This is a genomic window from Microcoleus sp. B4-C2, from assembly GCF_036705265.1.
Taxonomy (GTDB): domain Bacteria; phylum Cyanobacteriota; class Cyanobacteriia; order Cyanobacteriales; family Microcoleaceae; genus Microcoleus.
In genome coordinates this window covers 25468-42839 of record NZ_JAUBUB010000015.1, presented here as the reverse complement: position 1 = coordinate 42839, position 17372 = coordinate 25468, and the positions used below count along the sequence as shown (strand labels likewise).

Below are 17372 nucleotides of genomic sequence, written 5' to 3'. Positions count from 1 at the left end.
AAACCGGGTTTCTTCCTAAATGCGTCGTTGCCACACCCAATATTCTCCGAGAAACCGGGTTTTTTTTCGTAAGTCCTATTTTTAAATGCCAGCCCCCGGAGCGGCTTCAGCACCCATTTCTAAAATTGTACCGCGAAGGAAATCAATTTGCTGTTGGAAGTCCATGCCCTGAACCTTTCCTAATAAAGCTTTTCCTGCTTCGGGAAGTTGATAGTCGGGAGGCATAGGAATAATAGTTCCTTCGTCCATTCCTACTGCTAGGAAATACCAAAAAGCCAGCTTGGTTTCAGGACTCATTGAGCCGTACATCCGGCTGATTTCAGTATTGGCTTTTGAGGCAATGTCGCGCATTACTTGTAGTTGTTCTTCGTGGGGCAGCGGTTTGACTTGATCGAACAAACCCTGAGCGATTTCGGAACCGGAAGCACCGGGAGCCGCTGGTGTTATTGACTTGCCCATTTCGGTATAAACAAACCACAGCAAACCTAATTGGTCGTCTACACTCAAGCTCTGAATATCTGCTTTTCCTTGGTCGTAAGCACCGGCAGTAGTAAATGTCATTCAAGCCTCCAAAATAATATGTATTGCTCAGTTTTCTTATTTGTGAGAAAACTTTTGTTTGCTACTTAAGTTAAAGTACCTAATAAATAGTGATGCTAGAATCTTGCTTAAGGCAGATATGATCCCGGACATAAGTTCGGCGAGTAAATTAACCAAAATTGGGAAAATTTGCAACCAAAGGATGAGGAAATTTTGACAAGATTGTTGTTAGCGAAGCTCATGATTAGCATTGTTTAGCCGATCGACGATCGCCTATAATCGCAACAGACCTGTATTGAGGTGGCTGTTATGTCGATCGCAACTGCAAAACGCTTCACCATAGCGGAATATCATCGCCTCACAGAACTGGGGTTCTTTGGTGAGGACGATCGAGTTGAGTTAATCAAGGGAGAACTTGTGAAAATGGCAGCTAAAGGTACCGCTCACTCGGTTTGCGAGACACGCTTGGAACGCGAGTTATTTAAGCTGCTGGGAGAAAGGGCGACACTGCGGGGACAACAACCTATTATTCTGCCTGATGACAGCGAACCAGAACCCGATCGTGCGATCGTACAAAATCGCCCTGACGACTATCTATCCTCTCACCCCTGTCCAGGGGATATACTGTTGCTGATTGAGATTGCAGATTCTTCTTTGAGTTACGACAAACAGGTTAAGCTCCCCCTTTATGCTGAAGCCGGAATCTCTAACTATTGGATATTTAATTTATCACAAACTTGCTTGGAATGTTACAGCGAGCCGTATCAGAATGCCCCTGGCCAATTTGGTTATCGCAGGACGCTGATTTTTCTGCCCAACGAGTCTGTTAATCTGCCTTATTTTCACGACTTGGCGCTCGATTTATCGAGAGTGTTTCCGCCAACTATAGAATCCTGAAGGACTCTGATATTATTCCCAAGAAAATAGGCTGGCAAACAGCCAGCCTAGAATCAGGAGAACTTTATTTCAAACTCGTTGAAAATCTAGCTAAACAAACCCGAAATCCCGTTGACTGCTATTGCTCCAGCCAAAGCGGAAACAACCACAGAAGTCAGAGCCGTACCGAACAGCCACCAAGCTGCCGCTGCTGCCGCTTCGCGCGCATCTTCTGCTTGCTGCTTGGTCTTTTTCTTGAGCTGTTTGATGCGTTTTTTGGCTTCATTTTGCAGGCGTTCTGAACGCAATAAAACGCTGTCCCTGGCTCCTTCCATTTGATCAACAATTCGGTGAGCGTCAGTCTCGGAAATATCGGAACGAGAACTCAGCAGGGCAACTAAAGTACCGCGATCGAACTCACCTAAACGCTCTTTAATGGCGTCAAATCCGGCCTGCGGGTCATCAAACACTTTGCGTAAGTCCCGCTTGATGCCTTCGTAGTTGAGTTCGGGTCGCTCCAGGGAATTGAGGTAATCCCGGATTTTCCCGAAAATACCATCCATTGCTGACTGAAACTTATCCTGAACCATTTGAACTTGTTCGACAATTTGGTTGCGGACAGATTCAATTTGGTCGGCAATTCTGTTAGCTTCCTCTTCCGAAATATCTTCCCGCTGCGACAGCAATGCTACCAGAGTCGATCGATCGAAGTGCTTCAGGCGATCGCCCAAACTTTGCATCCCCATTCCCGGCTCGCTAAACAGCAACTGCAAATCGCGTTTGATGCCTTCAGGATTGAGTTCTTCCTTGTCCGTATTCCGCAAGTAATTTTCCAAACTTCCTTGGAAATCCCGGACTGTTTTTTGAGCGCGAGAAGCCAAGCGACGGGGCGATTTCACGATGCTGCGAATCGAATCTTGCACGCGATCGATCGTCCGATTGATCTGTTCTTCGCTCAAATCTTCCCGTTGCGAAAGCAGCTTGACTAAAGTTTCGCGATCAACGTGAGAAAGTCTTTCCCGAAGTGCCAAAGCACCCTCTTTCGGATTTTCAAACAATTTGGTCAAATCCCGATTGATGGCTTCTGGATCGAGTTCTTCCAGGTTTGTATTCCGCAGGTACTCACCAATTTTTGCAGTAACTTCCTCGTACTGTTGCTTAGCTCTATCTGCAACTATTTGCGGCGCGTGGATAATGTTGTCGCGCACAGATTCGATCCGGTCGATCGTCTGATTGATCTGTTCTTCGCTGAGGTCTTGGCGCTGTGACAGCAACTGCACCAGCGTATCGCGGTCGAATTGAGATAAGCGTTCTCTCAGCGCTTTAAATCCGGCTTCGGGGTCACTTAACAGCGTTTGAAACTCGCGCTCGATCGCTTCAGGATTGAGTTCTTCCTTATTAGTATTGCGGAGATAGTCTTCTACCTTGTGCCGCAATTCTTGCGCTTTCGATTTCGCTTGCTCTTGCAATTCTTGAGCTCTTGAAATTACGCGATCGCGCGAACTTTCGAGCCGCCCGATTAACTGATCGGCTTCCTCTGGACTGAAATCTTCCCGCTGACCCAGCAACTGCACCAAAGTATCGCGGTTAAACTGAGACAGGCGATCACGCAAAGCCTCAAAACCAGCATCTCGATCTTCCAAAAGCGCTTGGAAATCCCGCTCGATACCTTCAGGATTCAATTCCTCCTTGCCGGTCGATCGCAAATAATTCTCAATCCGGCTCCGCAAATCTTGAGACTGTTCTTCACCAGCAGCAGCTTGCACAATTTCCAACACTTCTTGTCGGACACCTTCAAGCTGTTCGGCAATTTCCGTCACCTGTTCAGGAGCAAACCCCTCGCGGCGGCCCAGAATCCTTACAAAATAATCGGGATTCAACATTTCTAACTGACGCAACACGGCCCCAGGAGAGGCTTCCGGGTCGTAAATCACATCCCTAAATTCCTGCTTGATTGTCTCCCGGTTGAGATGCCACGGTTGGGCATTCATCAAGTAGTTTTCCACATCAGCCTTAGCTGTATTGAAAGGCAGCGCAGGCACTTTATCGCCCACCTGAGAAGCAAAAGATTTAGCTTTTTGACTTCCTTGTGCTGTCAGTTGTTGCAACTGACCAGAGATTTTTTCAACATCCAAATCAGACAAATCCGTCCGCGACAAAACAGTGTTCACAAGAGATCCCACTCCCAACTGCATCGCTCGCTTCATGCCGCTGCTGGATTCCGATTTGTTTTCCCTACTTTCCAGAATTTGAGACAGCTTGGCGTTGAGTTCGTCAGACTTCAGCAAATCGGGAGCCGCAAACTTGAGAAAATCAACCAACTCTAAATTCGGGTCTTTCTGCTCTTGCTGCTTGCCGAAAGTTTGCTTCCAAACGCCTTCGAGCTGGTCAGCAATTTGATTTATTTCCTCTTGAGAAAAGTCGGTGCGACTCTTAACTAAATCCACAAAAGTCTGGCGGTTAACATTCTTCAGAACGTCGCTTCCCGCAAAAGATTTGATATCTGCATCGCCCAGTAACTTTTCAAATTGACCGCGAATTTCCTTAACATCTAGTTTCGGTAACTGCAAAGAACCCACATAATCTTGCAGTGTTTCGCGAATGCTATCCGGGTCTACCGCCGAACTCAACTCGCGGCGGACAGCGGCCACAGATGCCTCTACAGTATTGACCATTTGGTCGCTAGCCATCTTGCCGCCGATCGCTGCACCCGCAGTACCCATGACACCTTGAACGCCTGAAAAAGCAGTTTTTATCAAGGAACCGATCATAGAACCGACGGCGCTAGAACCGAGCCACACCAGCGTTAAAAAGTACGCCGACCAAATGACTACACCAATAATTGCCGCTCCGTCTACGCTGGCAATTGAAGTTAGTTTGACTGCCAGAAAACAAGCCAAAAATAAAGCCAGGTTAACGGTGACTAAAATCCAACCCCCGACTAAACCTTCAGTCTTGCGAACTTTACTCCCCAAACTTTCAGATTCATCATCGTCATCGTCGGGTAAAGCCTCGTCCCAATTTGAGATTTTGGCGGCGATCGAGAAATTTGTTAACAGGAATTGGAAGCCGAAAGCCATAATGACTCCGGCGATTAATGCTACGAAAAACTGAGGGCTTAAAAACATCAGCCCTCCGATATCGGGGTGGTCAAATGGCACATCTATTTCTACTGGCATTTGTACTGGCATTTGTACTGGCATTTCTACTGGCATTTGGCCCCTATCGAGTTTTGGAGTGTACAGCGACATTAATAACTCGCTTTGAAACATAATTTACCTCCTTAATTTTTATGCCTAACTCGGCATAGCGAAAATTGCCCCCAACTTTTTTCTAGGGGTGTTTGTAATCTTTAGATGAGGTTTTGTTTGGGTTCGGCTTTATCTTACGGAAGCCCTTATTAGTGAAATTGGGATGAGTGGTAAATCAGTTCTATAGTGATCTCATCCTTACTGCTTATTATGGCTCTGGAAGCTAAAAAATAAATCCGTCTAAAGTCAGAAATTACTTTTTAAGCGATTGGTAGCAGCAGAGTTCGCATAAAAATAGCAAGTTTGAGGCTGGGGCGATCCCCACCAATTATCAATAGTAGTAAAGGGCGATGTGATGCAGTCTACATATCGTAGAGTGCGCTAGCGAGTTAGGATTCCGTTGGATTTTCAGGCTCAAAACGAGCGAGTAATTGCGATCGATCGAGCTGCATAATCAGTCGCGCGATCTCGATGGGTTCTAGTTGAATCAAAGGCTCGATTAGTTGGGATAATTCTTCATCAATCTCGCCAAAATACACTTGTAACATACTCTCAACAATCTCGCGTTTACTTTGCTGAATACCTTGCTCGATACCTTGCTGAATACCTTGCTGAATACCTAGCGGAATACCTTGCTCGATACCTCGCTGAGTTGCTTCTTCAAGCCGTTGTAAATAGAGGGGTGATAGTTCCATAATTAACTCCCGATTTTCTCGATAATAAATAGTAAAGTGATATTTAGCGCACCCTACCGATTGTAGAGTGCGCTGCTGACTCAGGATTCCGGTTGATTTTTTTGTTCAAAATGAGCTAGCAATTCAGAGCGATCGAGCAGCATAATCAGCCGCGTGCGATCGAGGGGATCTAGTTGAATCAAAGGCTCGATTATTTGGGCTAATTCTTCATCAATCTCACTAAATTTTACTTGTAGCAGATTCTCAACCATCAGGCGTTGAGCGCGCTGCATACCTTGCTGAATACCTTGCTGGATACCGCGCTGAGTTGCATCTTCCAGCCGTTGCAAGTAGAGGGGTGACAGTTCCATAATTAACTCCCGATCTTCTCGATCTATGTCTTGGCGGACTTCTAAAATAGTTCGCAAGTTGTACAACAATTCTAACGCATTCAACCGAAAGACATTATCTGAGGGTAATTCTCTCAATTCGGCAACCGCTTGTTTCTGCACGTTTCCCTTCCCCAAAACTCTCAGCCACAGCGTTTCAGGAGTGCGGGGCAGTTGGTGAATGGCAATAATCGCTGCTTTCAGAGATGGGCCCAGAAAATAAACTCCATTTACCCAATTTTCCGGTTCGGGAAGGGCTCGAAATCCAGCTAATATCGTGTCGGAAACAGTCGGCGACAGTATCCAGAGTTGGGGCAAGTCTGCCTCTGCAATCCGGGTATTTTCTCTAACTGCGGCGCGTTCAAATTCGCCGTGGATATCGAAGAGTTTGCCCAGACAACTGCGAATTTCTCCGATTTGGACTGGGCTGCGGAAGGGTTCAAATACAGCGGGTTTTGCTGCGATTTGACCCAGAATGCCGAGGGCTGTTGCTTCAACTTCCGGTTCTGCTTTCGGGGAAAATAAAACGTCAACCTGCCTTACTTCTCCAGCGACATCCCGGCTGGTTTCTACATTACCGAGAGGGGTTAATAGTTCTTTCAGATACTGTTTGGCAAATTGGTCGTGAATAAATCTGGTCATGCGATTTTAGATTTTAGATTTTAGATTTTAGATTGGGAATTAGTTACTGGATAGGGGTTTGGCACTTGCCTCAAGTTGCATTGTTTTTTGAATCAGGTCAATCGATTTTAGATTTTAGATTTTAGATTTTAGAATTGAAGCATTGACCCAGCCCAAAAACGGATACGCTGCCACGTACAGGAGTCGTGGAAAATAAACTTTTTAGACCCTAGTTCAAGCTCCCAGATTTATCTGTGGGGTCATTAGAATGTAATTGCGGGTCATTCAACAAACATGATATCAGGTGCGCCGCAGCGTACCCTACGATTTTTTGCCGCAGCATTTACCCTCACAGTTGCGAATGCTGCGAATACATCCGTACTCCTCGAAACGTTGACTGTGTTTGCGAACAGTAGGATAGGCCAGTAAATATAAGGGAATTCCGATTATTTTGTAAAGCAATCGACCAGCAGCATGAACAATATCCCAAATTTCACTTAAATTAGGTTCTCGAACAAATTCTCCTATTTCATCTTTTAAGGCAAGCCACTGAGATTGCACCGTAGGAGAGTGACAATTATCAAAGACTGCCATACCTTTTTCGTAGTTTTGCCAAATTTTATTCATATATTTAATCAAATCGGGCTTAGTTCTGATAATATCAGAAGTTGATCTAAAATTACACTCATCCGGTATTTTAAGGAAATCAGCTATGCGACTCTCTCAAATGCTTTTTGTTACCCTGCGCGAAGACCCGGCAGAAGCAGAAATTCCCAGCCACAAACTATTACTCCGTGCCGGATACATCCGGCGCATCGGTAGCGGAATTTACGCTTATCTACCTTTAATGTGGCGAGTTCTCAAAAAAGTATCTCAAATTGTGCGCGAAGAAATGGACGCTACCGGCGCTCAAGAATGCCTCCTCCCGCAATTGCAACCGGCCGATTTGTGGCGGGAATCCGGCCGCTGGGACACCTACACTCAAGCTGAAGGTATTATGTTTGCCATGACAGATAGGCAGCAGCGAGAATTGGGACTGGGCCCAACTCACGAAGAAGTAATTACTACAATTGCTAAAGATATGATTCGTTCCTATCGGCAATTGCCTTTACATCTTTATCAAATTCAAACTAAGTTTCGCGATGAAATTCGCCCGCGTTTTGGGTTGATGCGCGGTCGCGAATTCATTATGAAAGATGGCTATTCTTTCCATACAAACGAAGAAAGTTTGAAAAAAACTTATCAGGATATGGCTCAAGCTTATAGCAATATGCTGCGCCGATCGGGCTTGCAATTCCGAGCAGTAGATGCTGATTCTGGAGCAATTGGCGGCTCTGGTTCTCAAGAGTTTATGGTGTTGGCTGAAGCGGGAGAAGATGAAGTTCTTTATACTGAAGATGGTCAGTATGCAGCTAATGTGGAAAAGGCTGTATCGATGCCTGCTGATGCCGAACCGTCGCCCTTTGCAACGTTTGAAAAGCGGGAAACGCCGGGAACGGAAACAATTGATAAACTTTGCAAATTTTTGAAATGTTCTCCGACGCAAGTTGTCAAAAATGTGCTTTACCAAGCTGTTTACGACAATGGCATGACTGTTTTGGTATTGGTAAGCATTCGCGGCGACCAAGATGTGAATCAGGTAAAGTTGCTGAATGAGTTGACGAAGTTAGCGGGCAATTATCAAGCTAAAACTGTTTTATTTTTGACTGTTCCCGATGCGGAAGCTCAGCGGAAATGGGCGGCTAAATCTTTACCTCTCGGTTATATGGCTCCCGATGTTGCTGATGATTATATCGCTGGGAGTAAGGAGGTAAACTCTAAGTTTTTGCGTTTGGTCGATCGCACTGCAGTTGACCTGACAAACTTTGTCACTGGTTCAAACGAATCAGGATACCACGTTGTCGGTGCTAATTGGGATAAAGAATTTCCGCTACCAGCAACGGTTGTAGGCGTCAGAACAGCCAAAAAGGGCGATCGGGCAGTGCACAACCCCGAACAAACCTTGCAAAGCGCCAGAGGCATCGAAGTCGGCCACATCTTCCAATTAGGAACCAAATACTCCCAAGCAATGGGCGCCACCTACACCAGCGAACAAGGCGAAGAAATGCCCTTTGTGATGGGCTGCTACGGCGTCGGCGTGTCGCGGCTAGCTCAATCGGCCGTAGAACAATCCTACGACAAAGACGGGATAATTTGGCCAGTGGCGATCGCGCCGTATCACGCCATCATTAGCATCCCCAATATTTCCGACGCCCAACAAGTAGAAGTCGCCGAAAAACTCTACGCAGAACTCAACCAATCTGGCATTGAAACCTTGCTAGATGACCGTGACGAACGAGCCGGAGTTAAATTCAAAGATGCTGATTTAATCGGCATTCCCTATCGCATTGTTCCGGGCCGTTCGCTGAAAGCAGGCAAAGTTGAAGTCGTGGAAAGAGCAAATCACCAATCACATGAAATTCTCATTGATGAAGTAAATTCTACTTTAAAACAGTGGATTGAAGCCGCCATCAACTAAGCCTTTATAATTGGTAAGGTGCGCGCACCGCGCACCTACATTTAGGCTCGCAATGTGCCCGGTGTACACCCTACATTAGCTCCCCTCTTTCTCTTCCTTATTCCCTCTTCCTGACATCCGTTACATCCGTTATATCAAATCCGTTGGCATCAGAATTATTCATCTCTCTCTTCCCTTTCTCTGTATCCTCTGTGTCCTCTGCGGTTTCCTCATTCCGATACAACCGGAATTGATATTACATCCGTTACATCCCGTACATTGCTCGTTGCCGAACTTCCCTCTTCCTTCTGATGTGAAATCCCCTAAAACTTAAAACTCGGTATGAATCTGAACCTAAATCAGTTTCTGCGATTCCCTCAATCCCGAATTGGGCGGTACTTAGCCCAAGTAACTGTCGTTGCTGTCGCTTACGCCGTGGGGGCGAGGCTAGCAATTTCAATTCAAGGTGTTAGTCCCTTTGCTGCCTCGGTGTGGCCACCCGCAGGAATTGCACAAGCTGGACTTTTGTTGTTTGGGAGTAAAGTCTGGCCTGCCATAGTTTTGGGTACATTCCTGCTAAATTTTGTTAACCCAAATGAACAGATATTTGCGGTTTGGCTGGGAGGAAACGCCGGGGCAATTCTGCAAGCTGTTTTTGCAGTAACTGCCCTGCGCTGGATGGGGTTTCGTCCATCTCTCGATCGCTTGAAAGATGTAGTTAATTTAATCTTGTTTGGCGGTCTAATTTCTACTCAAATCAGTTGTACGATTGGCGCGTTTTCCCTATATTTAGCGGGCAAAGTAGATTGGACAGAATATTGGTCGCTTCGGTGGGATTGGTGGTTGGGAGACACAATGGGAGTTTTAATTTTAACTCCCTTAATCCTAATATTTTTTCGCCCTAAAGTAACCGCCGATCGTTTAAAAATACAAACAGGCAGCCAGCAAAAATATTTAATTTGGCGGGCAGTATGGTTATTATTATTAATTGGGGTGAGCTGGCTGGTCTTTGTGTCGAAAACAGAAGCTTCTATTTCTAGTTATCCCCTGGAATATTTGCCGTTTCCTTTCATAATTTGGTCGGCGCTCCAATTCGGTCAACGAGCCGCTGTCCTAGCATCGTTCATTGTCTCAAGCATCGCAATTATGGGCAGTTCTCAGGGAGGGGGGCCGTTCATAGCCAAAGCCGAAAATATCACTCAGGCTATCTTATTTTTGCAAGCTTTTATGGCTGTAGTTACAATTACCTCGCTGTTATTGGCAGCGACGGTAGCTGAACGCGCCGAGGCAGAAAATTCGCTGCGAGAAAGCGAAATTAAATATCGAGAATTGGTGGAAAATGCAAGCAGCATTATTCTGAAATTGGATGCTGACGGCAATATTACTTTTTTTAACGAATTTGCTGAAATATTCTTTGGCTACACTCAGGAAGAAGTCATTGGTAAAAATGCAATGGGAACAATTCTTCCGCAGACAGACATCGAAGGGAATAACTTACAGTTGGTTTATAATGAAATTTTACAAAATCCCGATCGCTTTACCAGCTATGAAAATGAAAACCTCCGACGCCGTGGCGATCGCGTTTGGGTATCTTGGGCAAATAAACCGCTGGTTAATTCAGCGGGAGAAATCCTGGGCATCCTCTGCATCGGCACAGATATCACCGCTCGCCGAAAAGCTGAAATAGCGCTGCAAAGGCTGAATGAAAAGCTGGAAATCCGAGTTGAAGAGCGGACAAATGCCCTGAAACAAAGCGAACTTCAGCTACAGAAACAGAAATCGGCCTTAATTGATTTAGCCAAAAATAAAGCGCTGAATCAAGGCGACTTAACAAAGGCGCTTCAAGAAATAACTGAAACTGCTAGCCGTACTCTGGAAGTTGCCCGATCGAGCGTATGGCTGTACGATCGCACTAAATCCAAGATCGAGTGCCTGGATTTGTTCGATCACGCTGTCAACCAGCACTCAGACGGTTTGCAATTAGCAGAAGCAGACTATCCTGTCTATTTCCAAGCACTGCGAGAAGAACGCGCAATTGCTGCCTTTGACGCGCAAAACGATTTTAGAACTAGAGAATTTGCGGAATCTTACCTACTTCCGTTCGGCATCACTTCCATGCTAGATACGCCGATTCAAATAGGCGGAGAAACAGCCGGAGTTCTCTGTTTAGAACACGTAGGAATGCCCCGCCGTTGGACTATTGAAGAACAAAGTTTCGCTGTTTCTCTAGCAGACTCTGTAACTTTCGCAATGGAAGCGCGAGAACGCCAGCGCGCTGAAGAAGCGCTGCGACAAGCTGAGGCAAAATACCGCAGCATTTTTGAAAATGCGATCGTCGGCATCTTTCAAACTACTCCAGATGGGGAATATCTCAGCGTCAACCCTGCTTTAATTCGTATTTACGGTTATAGTTCCTTTGAAGAGTTGAAGGGGACTTTAACTAATATTAACCGCCAGCTATATGTATGCCCAGAACGCCGCGCCGAAGTCATTAATTTAATGCGAAAAAACGGCAAAGTATCAGATTTTGAGTCTCAAGTTTACCGCCAAGATGGCAGTATAATTTGGATTGCGGAGAATGCTTATACTGTCTGCGACAGACATGGAAATTTGCTTTATTACGAAGGTACTGTTCAAGATATCACAACTCGCAAACAAGCTGAGGCAGCTTTGCGCTTAGAACAAGAAAAATCTGACCGTCTCCTGCTCAATGTTTTACCGCAAGCGATCGCCGACAGATTAAAACAAGACCAAAGCATCATCGCCGATACTTTTTCCGAAGTAACAGTATTGTTTGCAGATATAGTCGGTTTTACGCAAATTAGTTCCCAAATTTCTCCGCCCGAATTAGTTTCCTTGCTTAACGATATTTTTTCCACATTCGATCGCCTAGCAGAAAAGCACGGATTGGAAAAAATTAAGACGATTGGCGACGCCTACATGGTAGTAGGAGGGCTGCCCATGCCCCGCAGCGATCATGCAGAGGCGATCGCAGAAATGGCCCTCGATATGCAGCAGGCAATTACTGACTTCAGCAATCTCCACAATCAAGATTTTAGCATCAGAATTGGCATTAACACCGGCCCGGTTGTCGCCGGAGTAATCGGTATTAAAAAATTTATTTACGATTTGTGGGGAGACACCGTTAACACCGCTTCCCGCATGGAATCCCACGGCTTGCCGGGGTGCATTCAAGTCACGTCTGCAATTTATGATATATTGCAGGACAAGTATGTATTTGAAAGTCGCGGCGCGATCGAAGTTAAAGGCAAAGGCGAGATGAACACTTACTTTCTTACAGGCATCAAGTTATAGCAGTAAGGAAAAAAGCCCTTCGACTTCGCTCAGCAGAAAAAGAAGGAAGAAGCAATATAACAACTCATGTTTCAGCAATTAAGAACGTCCTAATATTCGGTCGCGGTTGCTATAGTTAGTTAAACATATAATACTCAGTATGAACCCCAACAAAAATCAGTTTCTGCGATTTACTCAATCTAGAAATTCGCAATACTTAGCAAAAGTAGCTGCCATTGCTTTTACTTACGCTTTGGGAGGAAAAATAGCAATTTCAATCCCAGGCGTCAATACATTAGCTAGCTGCGTCTGGCCGCCGGCAGGAATTGCACAAGCTGCACTTTTATTATTGGGTCGGCGAGTTTGGCCGGGAATAGCTTTAGGCGTATTTTTGTTCGAGACTATCAACAAAATGTCATTTTTTAGTGCATTGTTAGCTGCGTTCAGTGCTTGCTTGCAAGCTTTTTTTGCATTTGCTTTGTTGCGAAAACTCAACTTTCGCTCATCACTATCTCGGCTCATAGATGTAGTCAATTTAGTCTGGGGCGGCGCTCTAGTTGCGACTCAAATTAACTGCACTCTCGGCACGTTACGCCTGTGTTTAACGGGTTTAGTTGACTGGAGCGAATATTGGCATATTCGATGGAATTGGTATCTCGGAGATACATTAGGAGTGTTAATTTTTACTCCCCTGCTGTTGATTATATACAACCACAAACCAGCGCCCCGCCCTTCACCAAATACAGCTTCTCAAACAATTCTCAATCGCATCGGTGCCGGAATATGCCTGCTGTTATTAGTAACAGTCAGTTGGCTAATCTACAACTCAAAAAGTGAAAGTAATCTCTCCGGTTATCCCCTCGAATACTTGCCATTTCCCTTAGTAATTTGGGCAACCATTCAATTCGGTCAGGTAGGGGCGGTTTTAGCATCTTTTATTGTATCCAGTATCGCCATTTGGGGCGGTTCTCAGGGAGGCGGGCCTTTTATTGCCAAAGCGGAAAATATCAATCAGGCAATCTTATTTTTGCAGGCTTTTATGAGCGTAATTGTAGTTACATCGCTGCTGTTGGCGGCGACAGTAGCCGAACGCGCCTCAGCAGAGGATTCGCTGCGGCAAAGCGAAATTAAGTATCGGGAATTAGTGGAAAATGCTAACAGCATTATTTTAAAAATAGATAGGGCAGGAAATATTACTTTTTTTAACGAATTTGCACAGAAGTTTTTTGGTTACGATGAAAAAGAGATAATTGGCAAAAACGCCGTGGGAACAATTATTCCCAAGACAGATACAACAGGAAATGATTTGGCAGCAAAGTTGAGAGATATTTTGCAAAACCCAGAACAATATACGCGAAATGAAAATGAAAGTATCCGGCGCAGCGGCGATCGCGTTTGGGTATCCTGGGCAAATAAACCGCTGTTTGACGCGGCAGGAAAGTTCGCGGGAATGCTGGCAATCGGTACGGATATCACAGACCGCAGGCGGGCTGAAATGGCGCTTTACAAGCTGAATGAAGAGTTAGAATTTCGAGTGAAAGAACGAACTAATGCTCTGAATGATACTTTAAGTGCACTGCGAGTTCAACAGGAACAATCAGAACGCTTGTTGTTGAATATTTTGCCTGAAGAAATAGCAAATCGGTTGAAGCGAGGAGACAGTACGATCGCAGACACCTTTGCTGACGTTACTGTCTTGTTTGCGGACATAGTAGGCTTTACTCAATTGAGCTCGCGAGTTTCTCCAACGCAATTAGTAGCCTTGCTGAATGACATCTTTTCGACATTTGACAACCTAGCAGAAAGGCACGGTTTGGAAAAAATTAAGACGATTGGCGACGCTTACATGGTAGTTGGAGGCCTGCCCATTCCTCGCCCGGATCACGCAGAAGCGATCGCAGAAATGGCCATCGATATGCAGCAGGCAATTACTGACTTCAGCAATATCCACAATCAAGATTTCAGCATCAGAATCGGCATCAACAGCGGCCCGGTTGTCGCCGGAGTCATCGGTATTAAAAAATTTATTTACGATTTGTGGGGAGACACCGTTAACACCGCTTCCCGCATGGAATCTCACGGCTTGCCGGGGTGTATTCAGGTAACAGAGACAACTTATCAGCAGTTGCGAGAAAAGTATTCCTTTGAAAGTCGCGGCGCGATCGAAGTTAAAGGCAAAGGCGAGATGACTACTTATTTACTCAAATGCAGAAAGTGGCTTTAGTAAAGGTTTTTCTCTAAAATAAGGGCGATCGCACTCTCAAATGTGCGATCGCCCTTTTCTCAATTAGCCAAGTTTTTTAAAGCTTGTACAGGTTAATTCCAGCTTCCTTCGCCATGATTTCCAAACCCTTGTTTTGCAAGGTTTTAATCGCTTTTGTAGAAAGGTGCAATCTTACCCAGCGCTTCTCCTGCGGCCACCAAACCCGCTTCCACTGCAAATTTGCCTCTTGCAACTTGTGAGTGCGGTGGTGCGAGTGAGAAACTGCAAAACCGTTATTCGCCTTCTTCCCCGTTAGCTGACATTTCCGTGACATACTTCCCTCCAGATTACCGTTTTTTGCGTGCAGCATTTCATTATAGCCCAAGGAAGAAGGAAGAAGAAAGAAGGAAGAAGGCTTGACTTATCCCTTTACCCATAGAAATAGACTCTTGCTCCCCCCTTTAGCAAGGGGGGGTTGGGGGGGTAATTACATGGCACGTTCAGTCAATTTTGTCAAGACTTGATTCGATCGCTTCATTATATAGCAACAGCGCAGAACCCCCCTAGCCCCCCTTGTTAAGGGGGGGACAAAAAACACCCGATCGCCGGCTCAGCAAGGGAAATAAACTCTTGCTCCCCCCTTTAGCAAGGGGGGGTTGGGGGGGGTAATTACATGGCACGTTCAGTCAATTTTGTCAAGACTTGATTCGATCGCTCGACAAAATCCTTCATCCCTTCAGCATCGAAACCCTTCTGGGCCATCAAAGCCAAGTCGTAAACGTGGTGACAAATCATACTCGCCAACTCAGCCGACGGAGACTCGCCGCCACCTTGAATAATCGCACCCTGACTCAAACTCGCCAGATTTTGAATCAGCGGGTGAGACGTATTCACCAGCAAAACGTGTTCTTCGGGGAATTCGGCCGCTTGCTGCTGCAAAAGCGCCGTCATGTCGCGCATCCGGCGCAAAGCTTCCGGCAAAAGTACGATCGCAGGTGGCGTCGCCTCCGCAGAGTCAGACTTCAAAGCTTCTGTGCGAATGTTCACTTTCGGCTTATTGAGAGCTTTTTGGAACATTTCTTTAACTTGTTCGCTGCGAGTTTTATTCGTCGCCGGATCGACAATTTCCGCTTCTTTCTCTTTGTCAATTAGCGTGTCGTCGATGTCGGAATCAACCCGCGAGAATTTGACATCTGAGTGTTCTCGTTCCAAGAAGCTGATAAAGTGCGTGTCGATGAAAGAATCCATAAACAGCACTTCTAAACCTTGGCTTTTGTGCATAGCAACGTAAGTTGCTTGAGATGCCGGCTCGGTACAATAAAACACCCGATTTTCGTGGCGTTTTTGATTGCGTTCCAAATACTCTTTCAGCGTCGTGTAAGGCTGCGTTGAAGCCGAATTTTCCGACTTCGGAGTTACATCTTGCCACAAATCTCCTTCCTCAGTTTGCACCTGAACTTCGGGCGTTACAGTTTCTGGCTTGTCCGCTGTTGGTTCGTAGGTGCTGCGGTAGATTAAAATATCTTCGACTTGCTTTTTGAACTTGTCATCGTTGAGAGTTCCAAACTTGACAAAAGTGCCGATATCTTGCCAGCAGCGGATGTATTCGTTGCGGTCGTCGCGGTAGAGTTCTTTCAGGCGATCTCCCACTTTTTTCGCAATATAATCAGCGATTCTCCGCACAGTGCGATTGCTTTGCAAAGAACTGCGAGAAACGTTCAGGGGAATGTCGGTACTGTCAATAACTCCCCGCAGCGGCATCAAGAATTTCGGGATAATTTCTTCGCAGTGGTCGCTGACAAAAACCTGGTTGCAGAATAGCTTGATATTGCCTTGGGTAACATCGACATCCGGCCGCAATTTGGGAAAGAAAAGAATCCCGTTGACAATAAAAGGATAATCTGTATTCAGGTGTACCCACAGCAGAGGCTCGTCTTGGTACGGGTAAAGGTAACGGTACAGTTCTAAGTAATCTTCTTTTTGCAAATTGCTGGCTGATTCCCGCCAAATTGCTTTGTGCTTGTTGAGTTCCTCTCCCTCAAATTTGATGGGAACTGGCATGAAATCGCAGTAAGTTTTGATTAACTGCTTAATGCGACTGGGTTCTACATATTCTTGTTCTTCATCTTGGAGGGTAAGAGTAATAGTAGTGCCGCGTTCGGTGCGGGAAGATTCTGATAGTTCAAAAGCGGGAGAACCGTCGCAAGACCAGTGTACGGCTTGCGCGCCTTCCTGGTAAGAAAGAGTATCAATGTCTACTTTCTTCGCCACCATGAAAGAAGAGTAGAAACCCAGACCGAAGTGACCGATAATTGCGTCTTTGCCGCTGCCTTGGTATTTTTCAATAAATTCTTCTGCGCTGGAGAAAGCGACTTGGTTGATGTATTTTTTTACCTCGTCGGCGGTCATGCCGATGCCGTTATCGGAAATTGAGAGGGTTTTGTTTTCTTTGTCGATCGCTATGTTGATTTGCGGTTCGCCCACCTCGCCGCTGTATTCGCCGGAACGAGAAACCATTTTGAGTTTGGCAATGGCATCGACGGCGTTAGAAATTAGTTCCCGCAAGAAGACTTCGTGGTCAGTGTATAGCGACTTCTTGATAATCGGGAAAATATTTTCGGTATGGATTGAGATTGTTCCCTGTTCTAAAACTGTCATAATTTTTCTCTGTGATGACTGCTAATTGCTGAGAAATAGCTATTTAATGATTTTCGGCGATCGTGCTCTCTTCTGCAAAAGGGATTACCCTAAAAAGATGATTCGGTTTCCCTCACCATAATTGAGCGAGAAGCCAATGGCTTACATCATGGGGAGGAACGCGGCGGCGGTTGAAACCGCCCTCAATATGCTAGAATTAAATTGCAAGTAAGAACAACCATCTACGTGAAGAAGTGTTTTATTAAGGAGAAACCCCGCTCGTTATCTCGTCTCGGCATGACCGTAGCCTGGGTAAACAAGTAATGGTGAACATGGAGCGTACCTATCTGGCGTTGTGATGGACTCCGAAAGTAAAACAAAAGTAAGCGC

The 17372-nt window shown here is 45.6% G+C and carries 10 protein-coding genes and 1 pseudogene; 4 read left to right on the top strand and 7 right to left on the bottom strand.

Going from position 1 to position 17372, the window contains the following annotated elements; all coding sequences use genetic code 11:
- Window positions 1-81: 81 nt before the first annotated feature.
- On the bottom strand, window positions 82-561 hold the full coding sequence (locus QUB20_RS07615) for an orange carotenoid protein N-terminal domain-containing protein (protein WP_333245223.1): 480 nt from the start codon (window positions 559-561) through the stop codon (window positions 82-84).
- A gap of 288 nt (window positions 562-849) precedes the next feature.
- On the opposite strand from QUB20_RS07615, the gene QUB20_RS07610 reads away from it, so the two are divergent.
- A complete protein-coding gene (locus tag QUB20_RS07610) occupies window positions 850-1437 on the top strand; it encodes a Uma2 family endonuclease (protein ID WP_333245220.1) in 588 nt (195 codons plus the stop codon).
- An 86-nt stretch (window positions 1438-1523) separates the two neighbouring features.
- Here QUB20_RS07610 and QUB20_RS07605 read toward each other — a convergent pair whose 3' ends face one another.
- The 4 genes and pseudogenes from QUB20_RS07605 to QUB20_RS07590 all read right to left on the bottom strand — a co-directional run bounded on the left by QUB20_RS07605 (window position 1524) and on the right by QUB20_RS07590 (window position 6978).
- Entirely contained in the window at window positions 1524-4688 is a 3165-nt protein-coding gene (locus tag QUB20_RS07605) for an MFS transporter (protein ID WP_333245216.1), read from the bottom strand.
- A gap of 368 nt (window positions 4689-5056) precedes the next feature.
- Window positions 5057-5383, bottom strand: a pseudogene (locus QUB20_RS07600) (hypothetical protein); the annotation flags it as partial.
- Window positions 5384-5442: 59 nt separating this feature from the next.
- On the bottom strand, window positions 5443-6372 hold the full coding sequence (locus tag QUB20_RS07595; RefSeq protein WP_333239841.1) for a hypothetical protein: 930 nt from the start codon (window positions 6370-6372) through the stop codon (window positions 5443-5445).
- Between the two features lie 300 nt (window positions 6373-6672).
- The gene (locus QUB20_RS07590; protein ID WP_333239843.1) at window positions 6673-6978 is read right to left on the bottom strand and encodes a hypothetical protein; all 306 of its coding nucleotides are present in this window, start codon (window positions 6976-6978) and stop codon (window positions 6673-6675) included.
- 85 nt (window positions 6979-7063) lie between these two features.
- Here QUB20_RS07590 and proS point away from each other — a divergent pair, with 85 nt between their 5' ends.
- From proS to QUB20_RS07575, 3 genes are all read left to right on the top strand, one after another.
- Entirely contained in the window at window positions 7064-8869 is a 1806-nt protein-coding gene (proS, locus tag QUB20_RS07585) for a proline--tRNA ligase (RefSeq protein ID WP_333245212.1), read from the top strand.
- Window positions 8870-9190: 321 nt separating this feature from the next.
- Window positions 9191-12163, top strand: a complete 2973-nt coding sequence (locus tag QUB20_RS07580; protein WP_333245209.1) for an adenylate/guanylate cyclase domain-containing protein — start codon at window positions 9191-9193, stop codon at window positions 12161-12163.
- A 139-nt stretch (window positions 12164-12302) separates the two neighbouring features.
- Window positions 12303-14366 carry an adenylate/guanylate cyclase domain-containing protein gene (locus QUB20_RS07575; protein ID WP_333239849.1) on the top strand — a complete coding sequence of 688 codons (2064 nt, stop codon included), beginning with the start codon at window positions 12303-12305 and terminating at the stop codon, window positions 14364-14366.
- 76 nt (window positions 14367-14442) lie between these two features.
- Here QUB20_RS07575 and rpmB read toward each other — a convergent pair whose 3' ends face one another.
- Window positions 14443-14679 (bottom strand): 50S ribosomal protein L28, encoded by a 237-nt coding sequence (gene rpmB / locus QUB20_RS07570; protein WP_333065932.1) that lies wholly within the window; start codon window positions 14677-14679, stop codon window positions 14443-14445.
- A 335-nt stretch (window positions 14680-15014) separates the two neighbouring features.
- Window positions 15015-17003: a molecular chaperone HtpG gene (gene htpG, locus QUB20_RS07565; RefSeq protein ID WP_333245206.1), complete on the bottom strand. Its 1989-nt coding sequence runs from the start codon at window positions 17001-17003 to the stop codon at window positions 15015-15017.
- Between the last annotated feature and the right edge of the window lie 369 nt (window positions 17004-17372).

Excerpts from the sequence above, each read along its gene's own strand:
- QUB20_RS07615 (WP_333245223.1), bottom strand. The coding sequence starts at position 561 with ATGACATTTACTACTGCCGGTGCTTACGACCAAGGAAAAGCAGATATT.
- QUB20_RS07610 (WP_333245220.1), top strand. The coding sequence starts at position 850 with ATGTCGATCGCAACTGCAAAACGCTTCACCATAGCGGAATATCATCGC.
- QUB20_RS07605 (WP_333245216.1), bottom strand. The coding sequence starts at position 4,688 with ATGTTTCAAAGCGAGTTATTAATGTCGCTGTACACTCCAAAACTCGAT.
- QUB20_RS07595 (WP_333239841.1), bottom strand. The coding sequence starts at position 6,372 with ATGACCAGATTTATTCACGACCAATTTGCCAAACAGTATCTGAAAGAA.
- QUB20_RS07590 (WP_333239843.1), bottom strand. The coding sequence starts at position 6,978 with ATGAATAAAATTTGGCAAAACTACGAAAAAGGTATGGCAGTCTTTGAT.
- proS (WP_333245212.1), top strand. The coding sequence starts at position 7,064 with ATGCGACTCTCTCAAATGCTTTTTGTTACCCTGCGCGAAGACCCGGCA.
- QUB20_RS07580 (WP_333245209.1), top strand. The coding sequence starts at position 9,191 with ATGAATCTGAACCTAAATCAGTTTCTGCGATTCCCTCAATCCCGAATT.
- QUB20_RS07575 (WP_333239849.1), top strand. The coding sequence starts at position 12,303 with ATGAACCCCAACAAAAATCAGTTTCTGCGATTTACTCAATCTAGAAAT.
- rpmB (WP_333065932.1), bottom strand. The coding sequence starts at position 14,679 with ATGTCACGGAAATGTCAGCTAACGGGGAAGAAGGCGAATAACGGTTTT.
- htpG (WP_333245206.1), bottom strand. The coding sequence starts at position 17,003 with ATGACAGTTTTAGAACAGGGAACAATCTCAATCCATACCGAAAATATT.